The following is a 14,726-nucleotide window of genomic DNA, read 5'->3' as shown; positions in this document are numbered from 1 at the left end:
ATGCATAAGCAGAGAAAAAGCCCCACACTGACTCCAGGATGCGCTCCGGCAATGCACGGTTCCCTAACTTAATGCTGTAAACCGCATTAGGGTGTACCAGGCGTTTAAGCTCACGATTTCCTTGTTTAAATAACAGCAGGATACGGATAACTTTCAGGCCACCACCGGTCGAACCGGCACAACCACCAATAAATGCCGAGCATAATAGTAATACCGGCAGGAAAAGGGGCCAGCGCGCAATACTGTCTGTAGTAAACCCTGCCGTTGTTGCCATGGAGACAACCTGGAAAAAAGATTGATTCAGAGTTTGCCAGAATGAGCCGTAGGTGTGATGCAGAATTAACACCAGCGTACAAATCAATACCAGCGAGAATTGCACCCCAATAAACATACGAAATTCGGGGTCACGCCAGTACACTTTCAAACTTCTCCCGCTCAGCAACGAAAAGTGCAGGCTGTAGTTACACCCTGAAATCAATAAAAACAGCGCGATGATTGAGTTAATTGCCGGGCTGTCAAAGTAACCAATGCTGGCATCATGAGTGGAGAAACCACCAATGGCGATAGTGGAGAAACTGTGGCTGATAGCATCAAACATGGGCATGCCGGCAAACCACAAAGCGGCAGCACAGGCAATGGTCAGTAATACATAAATAAGCCAGAGTGTTTTGGCTGTTTCAGCAATACGTGGGCGCATTTTGTTATCTTTTAGTGGCCCTGGCATTTCCGCGCGATAAAGCTGCAATCCCCCAACGCCCAAAATTGGCAAGATAGCCACAGCCAGCACAATGATTCCCATACCACCGAACCATTGCAGCATCTGGCGATAAAATAAAATGGCATGTGGCAGTGTATCCAGACCAACCAGTGTTGTTGCACCTGTGGTTGTTAACCCGGAGAAAGATTCAAAAAATGCATCGGTGATAGTGAGATTGGGGCGCTCAGCGAAAATAAAGGGCAGTGCCCCGACACTCCCCAGAACAGTCCAGAACAACACGACTATCAAAAAACCTTCCCGTGGTTTTAACTCGCGCTTTTGGTGGCGGTTGGGCCACCACAGCAACGCGCCGATAGCCAACGCAACGAAAAAGGTTTGTGTAAAGGCTCTCCCCGCGCCATCTCGATAGATCAGGGCCACCAGCCCGGGAATAAACATCGTTCCCGAAAATAAAATAACCAGTAAGCCAACAATTCTGACTATAGGGCGAAAATGCATCACGCGTGGATCCTTCGAAAATAAGAGAGACTATCCAAAAGGGAATAATTGTATCGAACCCCGGCTCATGTCTGCCAGGCGCGAACGAAACACGTCAATATGACTCGGGGGCAATGCGATAGTTAACAGCACCACATCCTGATAGTCACTGGAAACAATGAGCCCTTGTGTTTGAGCAACAAGTCCCTCAACAGAAGCCAGCAACCCATATTCACAACGCAAAGTATAGGACCTCAGTGCCATCTTCCGCTGCGTAGTTAACTGAGCTAACGCATCGCTAACACCACCACCATAGGCTTTGACTAACCCACCGGTACCCAGCAATACACCACCATAATAACGCACCACGACAGCGGTAATTTCACCCACTCCGCTTCCCTGTAACTGCGCAAGAATCGGTTTACCTGCGGTTCCGGCAGGTTCACCGTCATCGGAGAAACCGAGTTGCTGTGAGTCGTCAGGCGCACCGGCTACCCAGGCCCAGCAATGATGCCGTGCACTGGGGTGCGTAGAGCGTATTTGCTCAACAAATGCTTTTGCTGCAGCCACGCCATCGGTATGTGCCAGAAAAGTAATAAACCGACTTTTTTTAATCTCAGCACTCACTTCTACGGGCGCAACAGGAATGAGCCAACTCTCCATTAACTGAGTTTCAGATCCCGTGTCATGTTCTCAATGCTCTTCTCATGAATCACCACGTTATCTTCGATACGAATACCGCCATAGGGTTTCAGCGATTCAATTTTCTGCCAGTTGAAATGTTTGCTATACGCCCCTTCTCGCCAGGCTGACAGCAAAGACTCAATAAAATAGATGCCAGGCTCGATAGTCAGCACCATACCGGGTTCAAGCACCCGGGTACAACGCAGATACGGGTACTTCTCTGGTGCTGGTAAGTTTGTGCCGGAGTCATCCTGCATAAATCCGGCTACATCATGCACCTGCAGCCCCAGCGAATGTCCAATGCCATGAGGCATGAAAGGTCCGGTAATATCCGCATCTACCATTGCCTCTTCACTGATGCCAGTAATTATCTGGTGTTTACGCAGTATCTGCGCAATACGCTGATGGAACTGTAAATGATATTCGGTATAGCGTGTGCCTGCCTGCATAGTGGCAATCAGTGCCTGCTGATGTTCATTCACGTCTTTAATCAGTGCGGCAAAATCATTGTCATTTTGAGCCGACCATGTGCGCGTCAGATCTGCGGCATAACCGTTATATTCAGCCCCAGCGTCCAGCAAGAAACTGAGGTTTTTAGCCGGAACCTGGTGATCCAGTTTTGTGTAATGCAATACCGCAGCATGCTCATTCAACGCCACAATATTGCCGTAAGGAACATCAGTGTCCCGGTGACCCGTCGCGGTTAAATAGGCCTGGTTGATATCAAACTCACTCATCCCGGACAGAAAGGCATCATGAGCTGCATGATGACCCACCACCGCCATTTTTTGCGCCTCACGCATGCAAGCCAGTTCATACTCGGTTTTATAGGCCCGGTAGAAGTGCAGGTAATCAATCACTCCCTGAGGGTTAATATTGCTGGCTTCAATGTTGAGTTGCAGAGCGCGTTCCGGAACCGGGCCAATATAAGCAATATTTTTGCGTTGAGCGGGCAGCATACTGCCAATCTCTTTGGCATTAGCCAGAGCACTCAGTTCAATTTCATCAGTCCAAAAAGATTGCGGTAACGGTTCAACGTTGTGCCAGTAATCAACAGGCAACCAGAACCACAATTTTGGCTTACTGACGCCATCCACCAACAGCCAACAATTAGGTACCTGTGTAACAGGTACCCAGGCTTTAAACTGCGGGTTAACTTTAAATGGATAAGGGTGATCATCGAGAAAAACATTAAATAATTCACCGGAATGAATCAGTAGTGCATCCAGATTGAAACGTGCCAGCACATTGCGAGTACGTTCCTGCAATGCCTCAATATGTTCTTTATACAGTGCGACTAACGAGTCCATAACTTACCCTTTGTACGTTAACCCTGAAGTGGGCATTTTAACACACCCGCTTATTCAGAGCGTGTTTTCGCGTATCCGTGATCTTTCCAGCAAAAAATTAAAGATTAATTTGCAATTTTTTAACATAAATTCCACACTCCGCTCATCTGGTACGACCAGATCCCTTTGCTGGATTCAGGAGACTGACATGCTCTACCAAGGTGAAACCCTTTATCTCGACTGGCTGGAAAATGGCATTGCCGAACTGGTATTTAGCGCGCCCGGTTCAGTCAATAAGCTGGACACCGCGACGGTTGCCAGCCTCGGAAATGCACTGGATATACTTGAAAAACAAAAAGATCTAAAAGGTCTGTTACTGCGTTCTGATAAAAATGCTTTTATTGTCGGCGCAGATATCATGGAGTTTCTTTCTCTGTTTTTGGTCCCGGCCGAGCAGCTCAGCCAATGGTTGCACTTCGCCAATAGCGTATTTAACCGCCTTGAAGATCTGCCTGTACCAACAATATCCGCGGTTAATGGCTATGCGCTGGGTGGTGGTTGCGAATGTGTGCTGGCAACTGATTTCCGCCTTGCCACACCGGAAGCACGTATTGGTTTACCGGAAACAAAACTGGGGATTATGCCTGGGTTTGGCGGTTCTGTTCGCTTGCCTCGATTGCTCGGTACGGACAGCGCGCTGGAAATTATTGCCGCAGGCAAAGATGTGGATGCACAGCAGGCACTGAAAATAGGTCTGGTTGATGGTGTGGTAAGCCAGGAGAACCTGAAAACCGCAGCAGTGCAGGTCTTACAACAGGCCATAACCGGAAACCAGGACTGGCGCAGCAAACGTGCTGTAAAACTGGCGCCGTTGAAACTCAGTAAAATTGAAGCCACCATGAGTTTTACGATTGCCAAAGGCATGGTTGCTCAAACTGCCGGGAAACATTACCCGGCACCAATGACAGCAGTAAAAACAATAGAAGCTGCCGCCACATTAGGCAGAGATGATGCTCTGAAGCTGGAGAATCAAAGTTTTGTTCCCCTGGCTCATTCCCCTCAGGCCCGGGCTCTGGTTGGCATTTTCCTTAACGATCAGCACGTAAAAAGCCTGGCGAAAAAATACAGCCACGATGTTGCATTACCACAGCAGGCTGCTGTTCTGGGTGCGGGAATTATGGGTGGCGGTATCGCCTGGCAGTCCGCCTGGAAAGGCGTACCGGTACTCATGAAAGATATCAATGAGAAGGCGCTGGCGCTGGGCATCAGTGAAGCCAGTAAGTTACTGAACAAACAACTTGAGCGTGGGAAAATTGATGGTATCAGGCTCGCCAGTGTGATGGCGGCTATTCAGCCAACACTGCATTATGCAGGTTTTGAGAAAGCTGATGTGGTGGTTGAAGCAGTTGTTGAGAACCCGAAAGTTAAAAAAACCGTGCTGGCCGAAACCGAAAATCACATTCGCCCGGACTGCGTACTGGCTTCGAATACATCGACCATTCCGATCAGTGAACTGGCCAGCGTATTACAACGCCCGGAAAATTTCTGTGGTATGCACTTTTTTAACCCGGTGCACCGTATGCCGCTGGTCGAAGTGATCCGCGGTAAGCAAACCAGTGAAACCACACTTGCCAAAGTAGTTGCCTGGGCCAGCAAAATGGGGAAAACACCAATAGTGGTGAATGATTGTCCAGGGTTCTTCGTAAACCGGGTTCTGTTCCCGTATTTTGCTGGTTTCAGCCAACTACTCAAAGATGGTGCCGATTTCCGCCAGATTGACCGGGTGATGGAAAAACAGTTTGGCTGGCCGATGGGCCCGGCTTACCTGCTTGATGTAGTCGGAATCGATACCGCTCACCATGCCCAGGCGGTAATGGCCGCTGGCTACCCGCAGCGCATGCAGAAAGCCTATCGCGATGCCATTGATGTGCTGTTTGACGCCGGACGTTATGGGCAAAAAAGTGGCCAGGGTTTCTGGCGCTATGAAACCGACAGCAAAGGCAAGCCGCGTAAAATCGCTGATGAGAGTGTTGCTGGCCTGCTCTGTGAGGTTTGCCAGCCCGCGGCTGAGTTCAGTGATGAAGCCATTATTGCACGCATGATGATCCCCATGGTTAACGAAGTCATTCGCTGCCTGGAAGAAAACATTATCGCTTCGCCTGGAGAAGCTGATATTGCTTTGGTGTATGGCCTTGGCTTCCCTCCGTTTCATGGTGGAGCGCTGCGCTGGCTGGATTCTCTGGGAAGTGCCAAATATCTCGATATGGCAAATCACTACCAGGAACTTGGGCCACTGTATACCGTCACCGATGGCTTACGCGAAAAAGCCCGCACCAACGCAAGCTATTATCCATCTGTGGAGCCTGCCCGCCCATCCAGTAACCTGCAATGTGCCTGAGGAGTGAGTTATGGAAAAAGTTGTCATCGTTGATGCCATCAGAACCCCAATGGGCCGTTCAAAAGGCGGGGCATTTCGCTTTACCCGTGCAGAGGATTTATCCGCTCACTTGATGCGCAGCCTGCTGGCACGCAACCCGGCACTGGATGCCGCGGAAATTGACGATATTTATTGGGGCTGTGTTCAGCAAACACTGGAGCAGGGTTTCAACGTTGCCCGAAACGCTGCACTGCTTGCCGAGATCCCACACAGTGTGCCAGCTGTAACGGTTAACAGGCTATGTGGCTCATCTATGCAGGCACTGCATGATGCAGCCCGCATGATAATGACAGGTGACGCACATGTTTGTCTGGTCGGTGGCGTGGAACATATGGGTCATGTCCCCATGAGCCACGGGGTGGATTTTCACCCGGGCCTGAGCCGGAATGTTGCTAAAGCGGCCGGGATGATGGGTCTTACGGCTGAGATGCTGGCCCGAATGCACGGCATTTCCCGTGAAATGCAGGATGCGTTTGCAGAACGGTCACACAAGCGTGCTTTTGCCGCAACACAGTCTGGCGCGTTCAAAAGTGAAATTGTGCCAACAGGTGGCCATGATGCACAAGGCGTTCCGCTTATGCTGGGCACAGATGAAGTTATTCGTCCTGAGACTAACCGGGAAAGTCTCGCGGCACTGAAACCGGCCTTTGATCCCGTCACGGGTACCGTTACCGCAGGCAGTTCATCCGCACTGTCCGATGGGGCTGCAGCCCTGCTGGTCATGAGTGAGAGCCGGGCGAAGGCACTTGGGTTACCCATTCGGGCCCGCATTCGTTCTATGTCCGTAGTAGGTTGTGATCCTTCGATTATGGGGTATGGCCCGGTACCCGCATCAAAACTGGCGCTCAAAAAGGCCGGGCTTACCCCAGCAGACATAGATGTATTTGAAATGAATGAAGCATTCGCCGCTCAGGTATTGCCTTGTATTAAAGATCTGGGGCTTATGGATATGCTGGATGAGAAAATAAATCTTAACGGCGGTGCCATCGCGTTAGGCCACCCACTGGGGTGTTCCGGTGCGCGTATCAGCACAACCTTGTTGAATATTATGGCGGGGAAAGATGCGCAGTTTGGCCTGGCGACAATGTGTATTGGGCTGGGACAGGGTATTGCGACCGTTTTTGAACGAACTGAGTAACCGATTAGTTGCCGTTTTCCCGCCTGTCAGGGGCGGGTTTTTTCATGTTTTGGCGGAAAAACACCTTTAGTTACGTGGTGTTCTCCCGCTTCTAACGTTTCTGTCAGATGAAAGAAAAAGCGTCACCAAACATGCGGTCTTCACGCGCGCTGCGCTCATTACAGAACAGCTCGCGGGCAATTTTCGCCATTTCAAAACGGCCGGCGATGTAAATATCATGCCCGGCAAGCGTACCATAATCCTGCATAACAGCAGCCAGTACCGTCCCGGTGCGTCCCTGCCAACCTCCCTCAGGCTGCTCGACCACAGCTTCAACCCGCAAATTGGGGTGCTGAAGAGTCAGTGCTTCGAGTTCATTGAGATCGTACAAGTGTTTTTCTTCACGCCCGCCCCAGTAAATTGCGATATCCCGCAGTGGGTTACGTTCCAGCGCAGTAAGCAGAATTGAGCGAACATAAGAGAAACCCGTACCACCGGCAATCAGAACCAGTGGGCGATCATCCTCTTCACGCAACCAGGCTTCACCGTGGGGCAAATCGACGACAATTTCACGGTCTTTCAGGATCCTGTCCATCACAGCCATTGCGTACAGATTCAGTTCAGACGCACCAATATGCAATTCGATATAGTCATGTTCAGACGGCGTGGAAGCCAGAGAAAACGGGCGTTTATCCCGCTCATCCATTACTACCATCAAATACTGCCCGGCACGAAAAGAAAAATCAGCTTCCGGTAGTAAACGTACACGATACACCGTATCCGTAATGGCTTCTACCGAGGTCACTTTACAGCTTAAAATTGTCATGCGTTCCCTCTTCGGGTCATTAAAGCGATGTTGCAACGGCTGCGGCTCAGGCAGTTTTACCGTCATCCACTATACCAAGCTGCGACCAGATAGCATCAACACGAGCGACCACATCAGGATCTTTGGTTATGGGATGCCCCCACTCACGTTGTGTCTCACCTGGCCATTTATTTGTGGCATCCAGCCCCATTTTCGAACCCAGCCCGGAAACAGGCGAAGCGAAATCCAGATAATCAATCGGTGTGTTTTCAATCATCACAGTATCCCGGGCAGGATCCATACGCGTAGTAATCGCCCAGATAACATCGTTCCAGTCACGCGCGTTGATATCGTCATCACATACAATAACAAACTTTGTATACATAAACTGACGCAAGAATGACCATACGCCCATCATTACGCGTTTGGCATGCCCCGGATACTGTTTTTTCATCGTGACTACTGCCATACGGTAAGAACACCCCTCTGGCGGCAAATAAAAATCGACAATTTCCGGGAATTGTTTTTGCAAAATAGGCACAAAAACTTCGTTCAGCGCCACCCCCATCACCGCCGGTTCATCAGGCGGGCGGCCGGTATATGTTGAGTGGTAAATGGCATCTTCGCGGCGCGTAATATGTGTGACTGTCATCACCGGGAAGCTATCCACTTCATTGTAGTACCCAGTATGGTCACCATAAGGCCCTTCTACTGCCACTTCGCCTGGTTCAATGTAACCTTCCAGTACAATCTCTGCACTGGCAGGCACTTCGAGGTCGTTGGACAGGCACCTGACCACTTCCGTTTTATTGCCACGCAGCAACCCGGCGAAAGCATACTCTGACAGTGTGTCCGGCACAGGCGTTACTGCACCCAGTAAAGTGGCCGGGTCTGCCCCCAGCGCCACAGAAACGGGGAAGCGCTCGCCCGGATTGTTTTGACAAAATTCCTGAAAATCCAGTGCGCCGCCACGGTGAGATAGCCAACGCATAATAATTTTGTTTTTACCCAACACCTGTTGACGATAAATCCCGAGGTTTTGACGTTCCTTATGTGGGCCACGCGTCACAGTCAGCCCCCAGGTAATCAACGGTGCGGCATCTTCGGGCCAGCAATGCATGACTGGGATCTGCCCCAGGTCTACATCGTTACCCTGCTGGACAATTTCCTGGCAAGGTGCTGAGCGAACCCGCTTTGCGGGCATATTGAGAACTTGTTTAAAATGCGGAATTTTATCGAATAAATCACGAAAGCCTTTAGGAACCTCAGGCTCCTTGAGGAACGCCAGTAACGTCCCCACTTCACGTAACGCGGAAACATCGTCACGCCCCATGCCCATTGCCACCCGTTTTGCCGTACCGAATAAATTACATAGCACGGGCATCTTGTAACCTTTTGGATTTTCGAACAATAGTGCAGGGCCGCCTGCACGCAGAGTGCGGTCAGCTATTTCTGTTATTTCCAAATGGGGATCAACAGGGAGTGTAATACGTTTTAGTTCACCCTGCGCTTCGAGCAGGGTAAGAAATTCGCGTAGATCGTGATATTTCATGCTGTTCTTTTTCGCACCAAATTTAGCACATCATTATACGGACTTAAGCCCGTTGATGCTGTAATTTTGTTAAATTAGCGTGAATTCACCGCACAACCTGCGTACAACTTTACCTGTAATACCCCAGGCCGCTGGAGAAAATACACGGGTAAATAGCCACGTTACTTGAGCGGCTATCCCTCTTCTGCACTATTTGCTATGCTTGCCAGTCGGGCGACAATATTAGAGACATTATGGAATCCTGGTATCTGCTTTATTGTAAACGTGGGCAAGTACAACGGGCGCAAGAGCATCTGGAGCGCCAGTTGGTTAATTGTGTCACGCCAATGATCACCCTTGAAAAAATTGTGCGTGGTAAGCGGACTGCGGTACAGGAACCCTTATTTCCAAACTATTTATTTGTCGAATTCGACCCGGAAAGAATTCACACCACAACGGTTAATTCTACCCGGGGAGTCAGCCATTTTGTGCGTTTTGGTACGCAGCCTGCCATTGTACCCACCGATGTTATCAACCAGTTACTGAGTTATCAGCCAGGTTCCGATATTACCGACCCGGAGACACCATATCCTGGCGACCAGGTTGTAATTACGGATGGAACATTCGAAGGGCTGGATGCCATTTTTACCGAACCCGATGGCGAAACCCGCTCCATTCTTCTGCTTAACCTGCTAAACAAACAGGTGTTGAGAAGCGTTAAAAATACCGAGTTTCGCAAAATTTAACGCCCCGGGATCAGGGGATATCAGAAACTAAGGTTAAAAACCCGTCGTACATTATTGTCTGTAGTGGCCTCAAGTTCATTCAGGTCCTCATTACGCCACCGGGCAACCTGTTGAAGAATATGTGGTAACAAACAAGGCTCATTGCGGCGAGAACGCGGTTTGGGTAACAGATCTCTGGGCAACAAATAAGGCGCATCGGTTTCCAAAAATAGCTGGCTTGCCGGAATTACCGGTAATAACTCCCGCAGTGCTAACCCCCTGCGCTCATCACATACCCACCCGGTTATTCCCAGATACATACCGTGCTTCAGGCACACATCGGCCTCTTGTCGGGTTCCTGTGAAACAATGCAATACTACCGCAGGCAGCTTATTCAGCCAGGGTGTTAGCAACACCATAAAGCGGTCATGCGCTTCACGGCAGTGAAGGAAAACAGGCAACTCACATTCAGCCGCGATAGCCAGTTGCGCAGAAAAAGCCCGTTCCTGATCAGGGGGAGAAGAAAAATTACGGTTAAAATCCAGCCCACATTCGCCAACAGCCACCACTTTATCTTGCCCGGCAAGGCAATAAATGCTCTCAGCCACCGCCTCATTCCAGGTACTGGCATCATGGGGATGTACACCGGCTGTTGCCCAACAATTCTTAAACTCAGTAGCACAGGTCAGCGCCTGTTCACTTTCCCGCACACTGGTTCCGGTCACTAACAAACCATGGACACCCGCACTTTGCGCACGAGAAACAACGTCAGCACGGTCTTTATCAAACTGTGGACTGGTTAAATTAACACCGATATCGAACATAGGAGTAACCTGAAAAAACCGCCCGTTAAGGGCGGTGAGTCTGATGACAAACCTCATGTACGCACAGGCGAGAGGATGTCACCCAACAAAAAACCAGGAAAATCAATTCATTGGTTTTCGGCTGCTAACTAAAAAGAAGGAAAAACCACGCTTTTTCCTTCTTTTTCATCAATCTGACCGCCCGTTAAGGGCGGTGGCTTACATGAAATTAACTGGCGTTGTCCGCGTTGTCCGGGTCTTCGCCATCGGACATATCTTGTGGGCGTCGTTTCCCTACATAGAACCGGGAACAGAAAACGCCTATTTCAAACAACAAATACATAGGCACAGCCAGCAAGGTCTGTGAAAAGATATCAGGTGGCGTGAGCAGCATTCCCACCACAAACGCCCCAACCAGTATGTAAGGACGCTTTTTCTTCAAGTCCGCCGGGGTTGTCACACCCATCCAGCACAACAGGACAATCGCAACGGGGACTTCAAATGCCACACCAAACGCCATGAAGAGTGACATGACAAAATCAAGATAATTCGTGATATCCGTTGATATCACGACCCCTGCGGGTGCGGTTCGTGTCAGAAAGCCAAATGCGAGGGGAAAGACCACAAAATAGGCAAAGGCCATGCCAATATAGAACAAAAAAGTGCTGGAAATAAGCAATGGCACCACAAGACGACGCTCATGCCGGTACAGCGCTGGCGCAATAAATGCCCACACCTGGTAGAGGATAACGGGTGCTGACAAAATCACCGACACCATAATTGTCAGCTTGATGGGGGTGAAAAAAGGTGATGCGACATCTGTTGCAATCATGCTCGCACCATGCGGCATCTGCTTAATTAATGGCGCAGAAATCAGTTGATAGATGTCATTAGAAAAATAGACCAGCGCGAGAAAGATGACCAGCACAGCAATCATACAATTCAGCAGGCGCTTGCGAAGCTCTATCAGATGACTAATCAGCGGTTGGGTATCATCGACTGCCATAGTTACCCTTTCTTGTTCGATACGGAAGACACTGAAGCTTCATCGCTGGTTTTACCGGCCACCGCTTCAGCCTCACGCCCATCAGAAGAGTGTGCAGGCACTGCAGAAAGCTGCGATGTCGCCGTTTCCTGGAGCGAGCCTTGCTCAGTTGATGAAGATGCTGTTTCATCCTGCACTGCCTGTTGCTTCGCAGGGTTACCGATGGTGTTTTCTTCATCACTGCGTTTTTCAGGATCAGGATGGCTGTAGGAGCGTTTCATTGATTCAGCCGCTGCACGCAGCTCATCCATAGAAGATTTCAGTTCAGGCGTCAGGTTGTCCATGCTCGCCTTTTCAACTTTTTTCAGGCTGTCCTGAAACTCCTGAAGTTTTAACTCCTGCGCCAACTCGTTTTGCACAGTTGAGGCGAGCGAACGCAACGCCCGAACCCAACCCGCAACTGTTTTCACAGCAACAGGCAGGCGTTCAGGCCCAAGCACAACCAGACCAATTATAAAAATCAGTAATAACTCGCCAAAACCAATATCGAACACTGTTTACACCTGCTCTTTATCGCTCTTTTTCTGTTCGTCTTTCATTTTCTCGTCAGTTTTTTCTGACAAGTTCCTGGTGGTGAAATCGGCATCAGGTGCGGATTTCGTTTTGTCGCCTTTGTCATCATCGTCATCATTCATTGCTTTTTTAAAGCCTTTGATGGATGCGCCAAGATCAGAACCCAAAGAGCTGAGTTTCCTGGTGCCAAACAGCAACACAACAATGACAACGATTATCAATAATTGCCAGATACTAATACCACCCATAATGTTCCTCAGAGACGAAAAATGAAGTCCGGCCTCGCACACGCGGAGCCTACGCTTTCATAATGAAAAAATCAGGTAGTACGCCACCAGCCCACAAGCCATGTAGCGATGCCACCTACCATTAGCCATGCGGGCATCATACCCCAGTCAGGCCGATTAATTAGCAACAGCGTACCACTGATAATCAGTGTTGCACCAATGCCAAACAAATATCGCGACTGCCCCTGACGTACCCGATTATCGTGCAATTCACGGGAAATCTTATCCATGCTGTGCTGTAAATGCCGCCCCTGGCGCAAACTTTCATAAAAAAGCTCCGGGAGTTCAGGCATTTTTTCTACCCAAAACGGCGCTTTCTCTTTGAATGCCCTGACCAGTGCGGGAATACCCACCTGGTCTTTTATCCAGGATTCAAGGAACGGCTTTGCCGTTTTCCACAAGTCGAGTTGTGGGTATAGTTGCCGCCCGACACCTTCTACATATAACAGGGTTTTCTGTAACAGCACCAATTGCGGCTGTACTTCCATATTGAACCGCCGGGCTGTATTAAACAGATTGAGTAATACATGGCCGAAGGAAATTTCCGCCAGCGGCTTTTCAAAAATAGGCTCACAAACGGTACGGATGGCAAACTCAAACTCTTCCACGTTGGTATCTGGCGGAACCCATCCTGAATCCACATGCAATTCAGCTACCTTGCGGTAATCACGGTTAAAAAATGCGATAAAGTTTTCAGCCAGATAGCGTTTGTCATCTTTATTCAGCGACCCCACAATTCCACAATCAATACCTATGTACTGCGGGTTTTCCGGATGCTCGTAACTTACAAAAATATTGCCCGGATGCATATCTGCATGAAAGAAACTGTCGCGAAAAACCTGAGTAAAAAAGACCTGAACCCCACGTTCAGCCAGCAGCTTCATGTTGGTGCCATTTTTTTCCAGGGCCGCAACATCTGAGACCGGTATCCCATAAATACGTTCCATAACCAGCATATTCTCGCTGCAGTAGTCTGAATAAACCTCAGGAACGTACAGCATCGGGCTGTTTTCAAAATTACGTCGTAACTGAATACCATTGGCGGCTTCCCGCAATAAATTCAGCTCATCCATTAACGTTTTTTCGTATTCGCGTACGACTTCGGTGGGGCGCAACCTGCGCCCGTCCGGCATCAGGCGCGGTACCCAACGCGCCAGGCGGTAGATAAGCCGGATATCGGCTTTAATAACAGGCAGGATATCCGGACGGATAACCTTAATCACCACTTCTTTGCCGTTGTCTTTCAGGCGTGCGGTATGCACCTGCGCAATGGACGCAGACGCAAGAGGTTCAACAGCAAAATCATCAAACCAGGTTTCCACCGGAATATCGCCCATCGCCTTTTCGATTTGCTGCTGCGCAAGGTGACCATCAAAGGGAGCGACACGGTCTTGCAACAGGGCCAGTTGATCGGCAATCGCGGGGGGAAACAGATCCCTGCGAGTGGATAGCATCTGACCAAACTTTATCCAGACAGGGCCAAGCTCCTGTAACGCCAGGCGCAGGCGCTCACCAAGCGACAAATCTTTATGCCGGTTTGGCAACCAGAACAATAAACGCCGCCATAAACGCAGAGGCAACGTAATGCGCATTTTAGGGATAAGTTCATCAAGACCGTAAGTCAGAAAAGTACGAATGATGAAGTACAGGCGGCGAATCTCACCGGGCGTCATTTGGCCTCCAGTTTCTCAAGCCGCTGACTCAGGTTTTCAACAGCAGTATCCAGTGCTTGTGCTTCTTCAGTAAACCACGCAACTTCAAGAGAGCCAGGCGCCAGACGCCATTCCTCAGTGATAGCCTGAGATACATTCTGGTGCTGGCGAACCAGTTGTTGCTTCAAAAATTGACCGCCATTACGTACAACCCTGCTCAGGCCTTCTGCGACGACATCTCCCGTCCAGGGAGCCAGCATTTCTGCCGGGTCAATTTCAGCCAGGTCAAGTAACGCCACCATACTCTGTACCACCTGGATATCTCCCTGAACCTCAAGATCCCCCTGGCGAATCAGCCGGGTTAGTTGGCTACGATCTTGCAGTGAGGGTAAAACCGATAACCGTGTTACCACCGTGCAATCGACTTCACCATCCCACTGCGCCACAACATCCAGTTGTTGCTCACTGAAAACCATAACAAGAGGGGCATTCAGTTCCTGAAGGATAATACGCAATACTTTCCCGTATAAACGCTGGCGGGCCGCCCTGAGCGCTTTATCCTGCCAGAGCAGCTTATTCAGTGCAGTTTCAATCCCTGCTGTCATCAATGGCATAAATGGCATCCTGCGCCTCCTGTCAGGCC

The 14,726-nt window shown here is 49.7% G+C and carries 14 protein-coding genes (1 of these 14 cut by a window edge); 3 read left to right on the top strand and 11 right to left on the bottom strand.

What is annotated here, in order from left to right; all coding sequences use genetic code 11:
* The 3 genes in view from trkH to pepQ are tightly spaced (at most 30 nt apart) and all read right to left on the bottom strand, a layout consistent with a single transcriptional unit that may run on beyond the window.
* On the bottom strand, positions 1-1,216 hold the 5' portion of the coding sequence (gene trkH / locus A9B99_RS09535; RefSeq protein ID WP_064596954.1) for a Trk system potassium transporter TrkH. Its footprint begins 236 nt before the window's first position; 1,216 of the gene's 1,452 nt are visible here — the first part of the coding sequence; it begins with the start codon at positions 1,214-1,216; its stop codon lies beyond the left edge, outside the window.
* Between the two features lie 30 nt (positions 1,217-1,246).
* The gene (locus A9B99_RS09530) at positions 1,247-1,858 is read right to left on the bottom strand and encodes an IMPACT family protein (RefSeq protein WP_064596952.1); all 612 of its coding nucleotides are present in this window, start codon (positions 1,856-1,858) and stop codon (positions 1,247-1,249) included.
* Positions 1,858-3,189, bottom strand: a complete 1,332-nt coding sequence (pepQ, locus tag A9B99_RS09525) for a Xaa-Pro dipeptidase (RefSeq protein ID WP_064596950.1) — start codon at positions 3,187-3,189, stop codon at positions 1,858-1,860. Before pepQ ends, A9B99_RS09530 begins: the two co-directional genes overlap by 1 nt.
* A gap of 187 nt (positions 3,190-3,376) precedes the next feature.
* Here pepQ and fadB point away from each other — a divergent pair, with 187 nt between their 5' ends.
* Positions 3,377-5,566, top strand: a complete 2,190-nt coding sequence (gene fadB, locus A9B99_RS09520; RefSeq protein WP_064596948.1) for a fatty acid oxidation complex subunit alpha FadB — start codon at positions 3,377-3,379, stop codon at positions 5,564-5,566.
* A gap of 10 nt (positions 5,567-5,576) precedes the next feature.
* Complete coding sequence (gene fadA / locus A9B99_RS09515; RefSeq protein WP_064596946.1) at positions 5,577-6,743, top strand: acetyl-CoA C-acyltransferase FadA; 1,167 nt, start codon at positions 5,577-5,579, stop codon at positions 6,741-6,743.
* A gap of 103 nt (positions 6,744-6,846) precedes the next feature.
* Here fadA and fre read toward each other — a convergent pair whose 3' ends face one another.
* Together fre and ubiD are read right to left on the bottom strand one after the other, a co-directional pair.
* Complete coding sequence (fre, locus tag A9B99_RS09510) at positions 6,847-7,548, bottom strand: NAD(P)H-flavin reductase (RefSeq protein ID WP_064596944.1); 702 nt, start codon at positions 7,546-7,548, stop codon at positions 6,847-6,849.
* Between the two features lie 46 nt (positions 7,549-7,594).
* Positions 7,595-9,079 carry a 4-hydroxy-3-polyprenylbenzoate decarboxylase gene (gene ubiD / locus A9B99_RS09505; RefSeq protein WP_064596942.1) on the bottom strand — a complete coding sequence of 495 codons (1,485 nt, stop codon included), beginning with the start codon at positions 9,077-9,079 and terminating at the stop codon, positions 7,595-7,597.
* Between the two features lie 233 nt (positions 9,080-9,312).
* On the opposite strand from ubiD, the gene rfaH reads away from it, so the two are divergent.
* Complete coding sequence (gene rfaH, locus A9B99_RS09500) at positions 9,313-9,804, top strand: transcription/translation regulatory transformer protein RfaH (protein ID WP_064596940.1); 492 nt, start codon at positions 9,313-9,315, stop codon at positions 9,802-9,804.
* Between the two features lie 20 nt (positions 9,805-9,824).
* Here rfaH and tatD read toward each other — a convergent pair whose 3' ends face one another.
* From tatD to ubiJ, 6 genes are all read right to left on the bottom strand, one after another.
* Positions 9,825-10,607, bottom strand: coding sequence for a 3'-5' ssDNA/RNA exonuclease TatD (tatD, locus tag A9B99_RS09495; RefSeq protein ID WP_064596938.1), 783 nt, complete (start codon positions 10,605-10,607; stop codon positions 9,825-9,827).
* Between the two features lie 208 nt (positions 10,608-10,815).
* Positions 10,816-11,592 carry a Sec-independent protein translocase subunit TatC gene (gene tatC / locus A9B99_RS09490; protein ID WP_064596936.1) on the bottom strand — a complete coding sequence of 259 codons (777 nt, stop codon included), beginning with the start codon at positions 11,590-11,592 and terminating at the stop codon, positions 10,816-10,818.
* A 2-nt stretch (positions 11,593-11,594) separates the two neighbouring features.
* Positions 11,595-12,125, bottom strand: coding sequence for a Sec-independent protein translocase protein TatB (tatB, locus tag A9B99_RS09485; RefSeq protein ID WP_064596935.1), 531 nt, complete (start codon positions 12,123-12,125; stop codon positions 11,595-11,597).
* Between the two features lie 3 nt (positions 12,126-12,128).
* Positions 12,129-12,392, bottom strand: a complete 264-nt coding sequence (gene tatA, locus A9B99_RS09480; RefSeq protein WP_064596933.1) for a twin-arginine translocase TatA/TatE family subunit — start codon at positions 12,390-12,392, stop codon at positions 12,129-12,131.
* 71 nt (positions 12,393-12,463) lie between these two features.
* Positions 12,464-14,104 (bottom strand): ubiquinone biosynthesis regulatory protein kinase UbiB, encoded by a 1,641-nt coding sequence (gene ubiB, locus A9B99_RS09475; protein WP_064596930.1) that lies wholly within the window; start codon positions 14,102-14,104, stop codon positions 12,464-12,466.
* Complete coding sequence (gene ubiJ / locus A9B99_RS09470; RefSeq protein WP_064596928.1) at positions 14,101-14,706, bottom strand: ubiquinone biosynthesis protein UbiJ; 606 nt, start codon at positions 14,704-14,706, stop codon at positions 14,101-14,103. Before ubiJ ends, ubiB begins: the two co-directional genes overlap by 4 nt.
* Positions 14,707-14,726: the final 20 nt, after the last annotated feature.

This window comes from Mangrovibacter phragmitis (genome assembly GCF_001655675.1).
Taxonomy (GTDB): Bacteria; Pseudomonadota; Gammaproteobacteria; order Enterobacterales; family Enterobacteriaceae; genus Mangrovibacter; species Mangrovibacter phragmitis.
The sequence above is the reverse complement of the archived record's forward strand: the minus strand, read 5'-3'. Positions and strand labels throughout refer to the sequence as shown.

Excerpts from the sequence above, each read along its gene's own strand:
- A9B99_RS09530 (WP_064596952.1), bottom strand. The coding sequence starts at position 1,858 with ATGGAGAGTTGGCTCATTCCTGTTGCGCCCGTAGAAGTGAGTGCTGAG.
- pepQ (WP_064596950.1), bottom strand. The coding sequence starts at position 3,189 with ATGGACTCGTTAGTCGCACTGTATAAAGAACATATTGAGGCATTGCAG.
- fadB (WP_064596948.1), top strand. The coding sequence starts at position 3,377 with ATGCTCTACCAAGGTGAAACCCTTTATCTCGACTGGCTGGAAAATGGC.
- fadA (WP_064596946.1), top strand. The coding sequence starts at position 5,577 with ATGGAAAAAGTTGTCATCGTTGATGCCATCAGAACCCCAATGGGCCGT.
- fre (WP_064596944.1), bottom strand. The coding sequence starts at position 7,548 with ATGACAATTTTAAGCTGTAAAGTGACCTCGGTAGAAGCCATTACGGAT.
- ubiD (WP_064596942.1), bottom strand. The coding sequence starts at position 9,079 with ATGAAATATCACGATCTACGCGAATTTCTTACCCTGCTCGAAGCGCAG.
- rfaH (WP_064596940.1), top strand. The coding sequence starts at position 9,313 with ATGGAATCCTGGTATCTGCTTTATTGTAAACGTGGGCAAGTACAACGG.
- tatD (WP_064596938.1), bottom strand. The coding sequence starts at position 10,607 with ATGTTCGATATCGGTGTTAATTTAACCAGTCCACAGTTTGATAAAGAC.
- tatC (WP_064596936.1), bottom strand. The coding sequence starts at position 11,592 with ATGGCAGTCGATGATACCCAACCGCTGATTAGTCATCTGATAGAGCTT.
- tatA (WP_064596933.1), bottom strand. The coding sequence starts at position 12,392 with ATGGGTGGTATTAGTATCTGGCAATTATTGATAATCGTTGTCATTGTT.
- ubiB (WP_064596930.1), bottom strand. The coding sequence starts at position 14,104 with ATGACGCCCGGTGAGATTCGCCGCCTGTACTTCATCATTCGTACTTTT.
- ubiJ (WP_064596928.1), bottom strand. The coding sequence starts at position 14,706 with ATGCCATTTATGCCATTGATGACAGCAGGGATTGAAACTGCACTGAAT.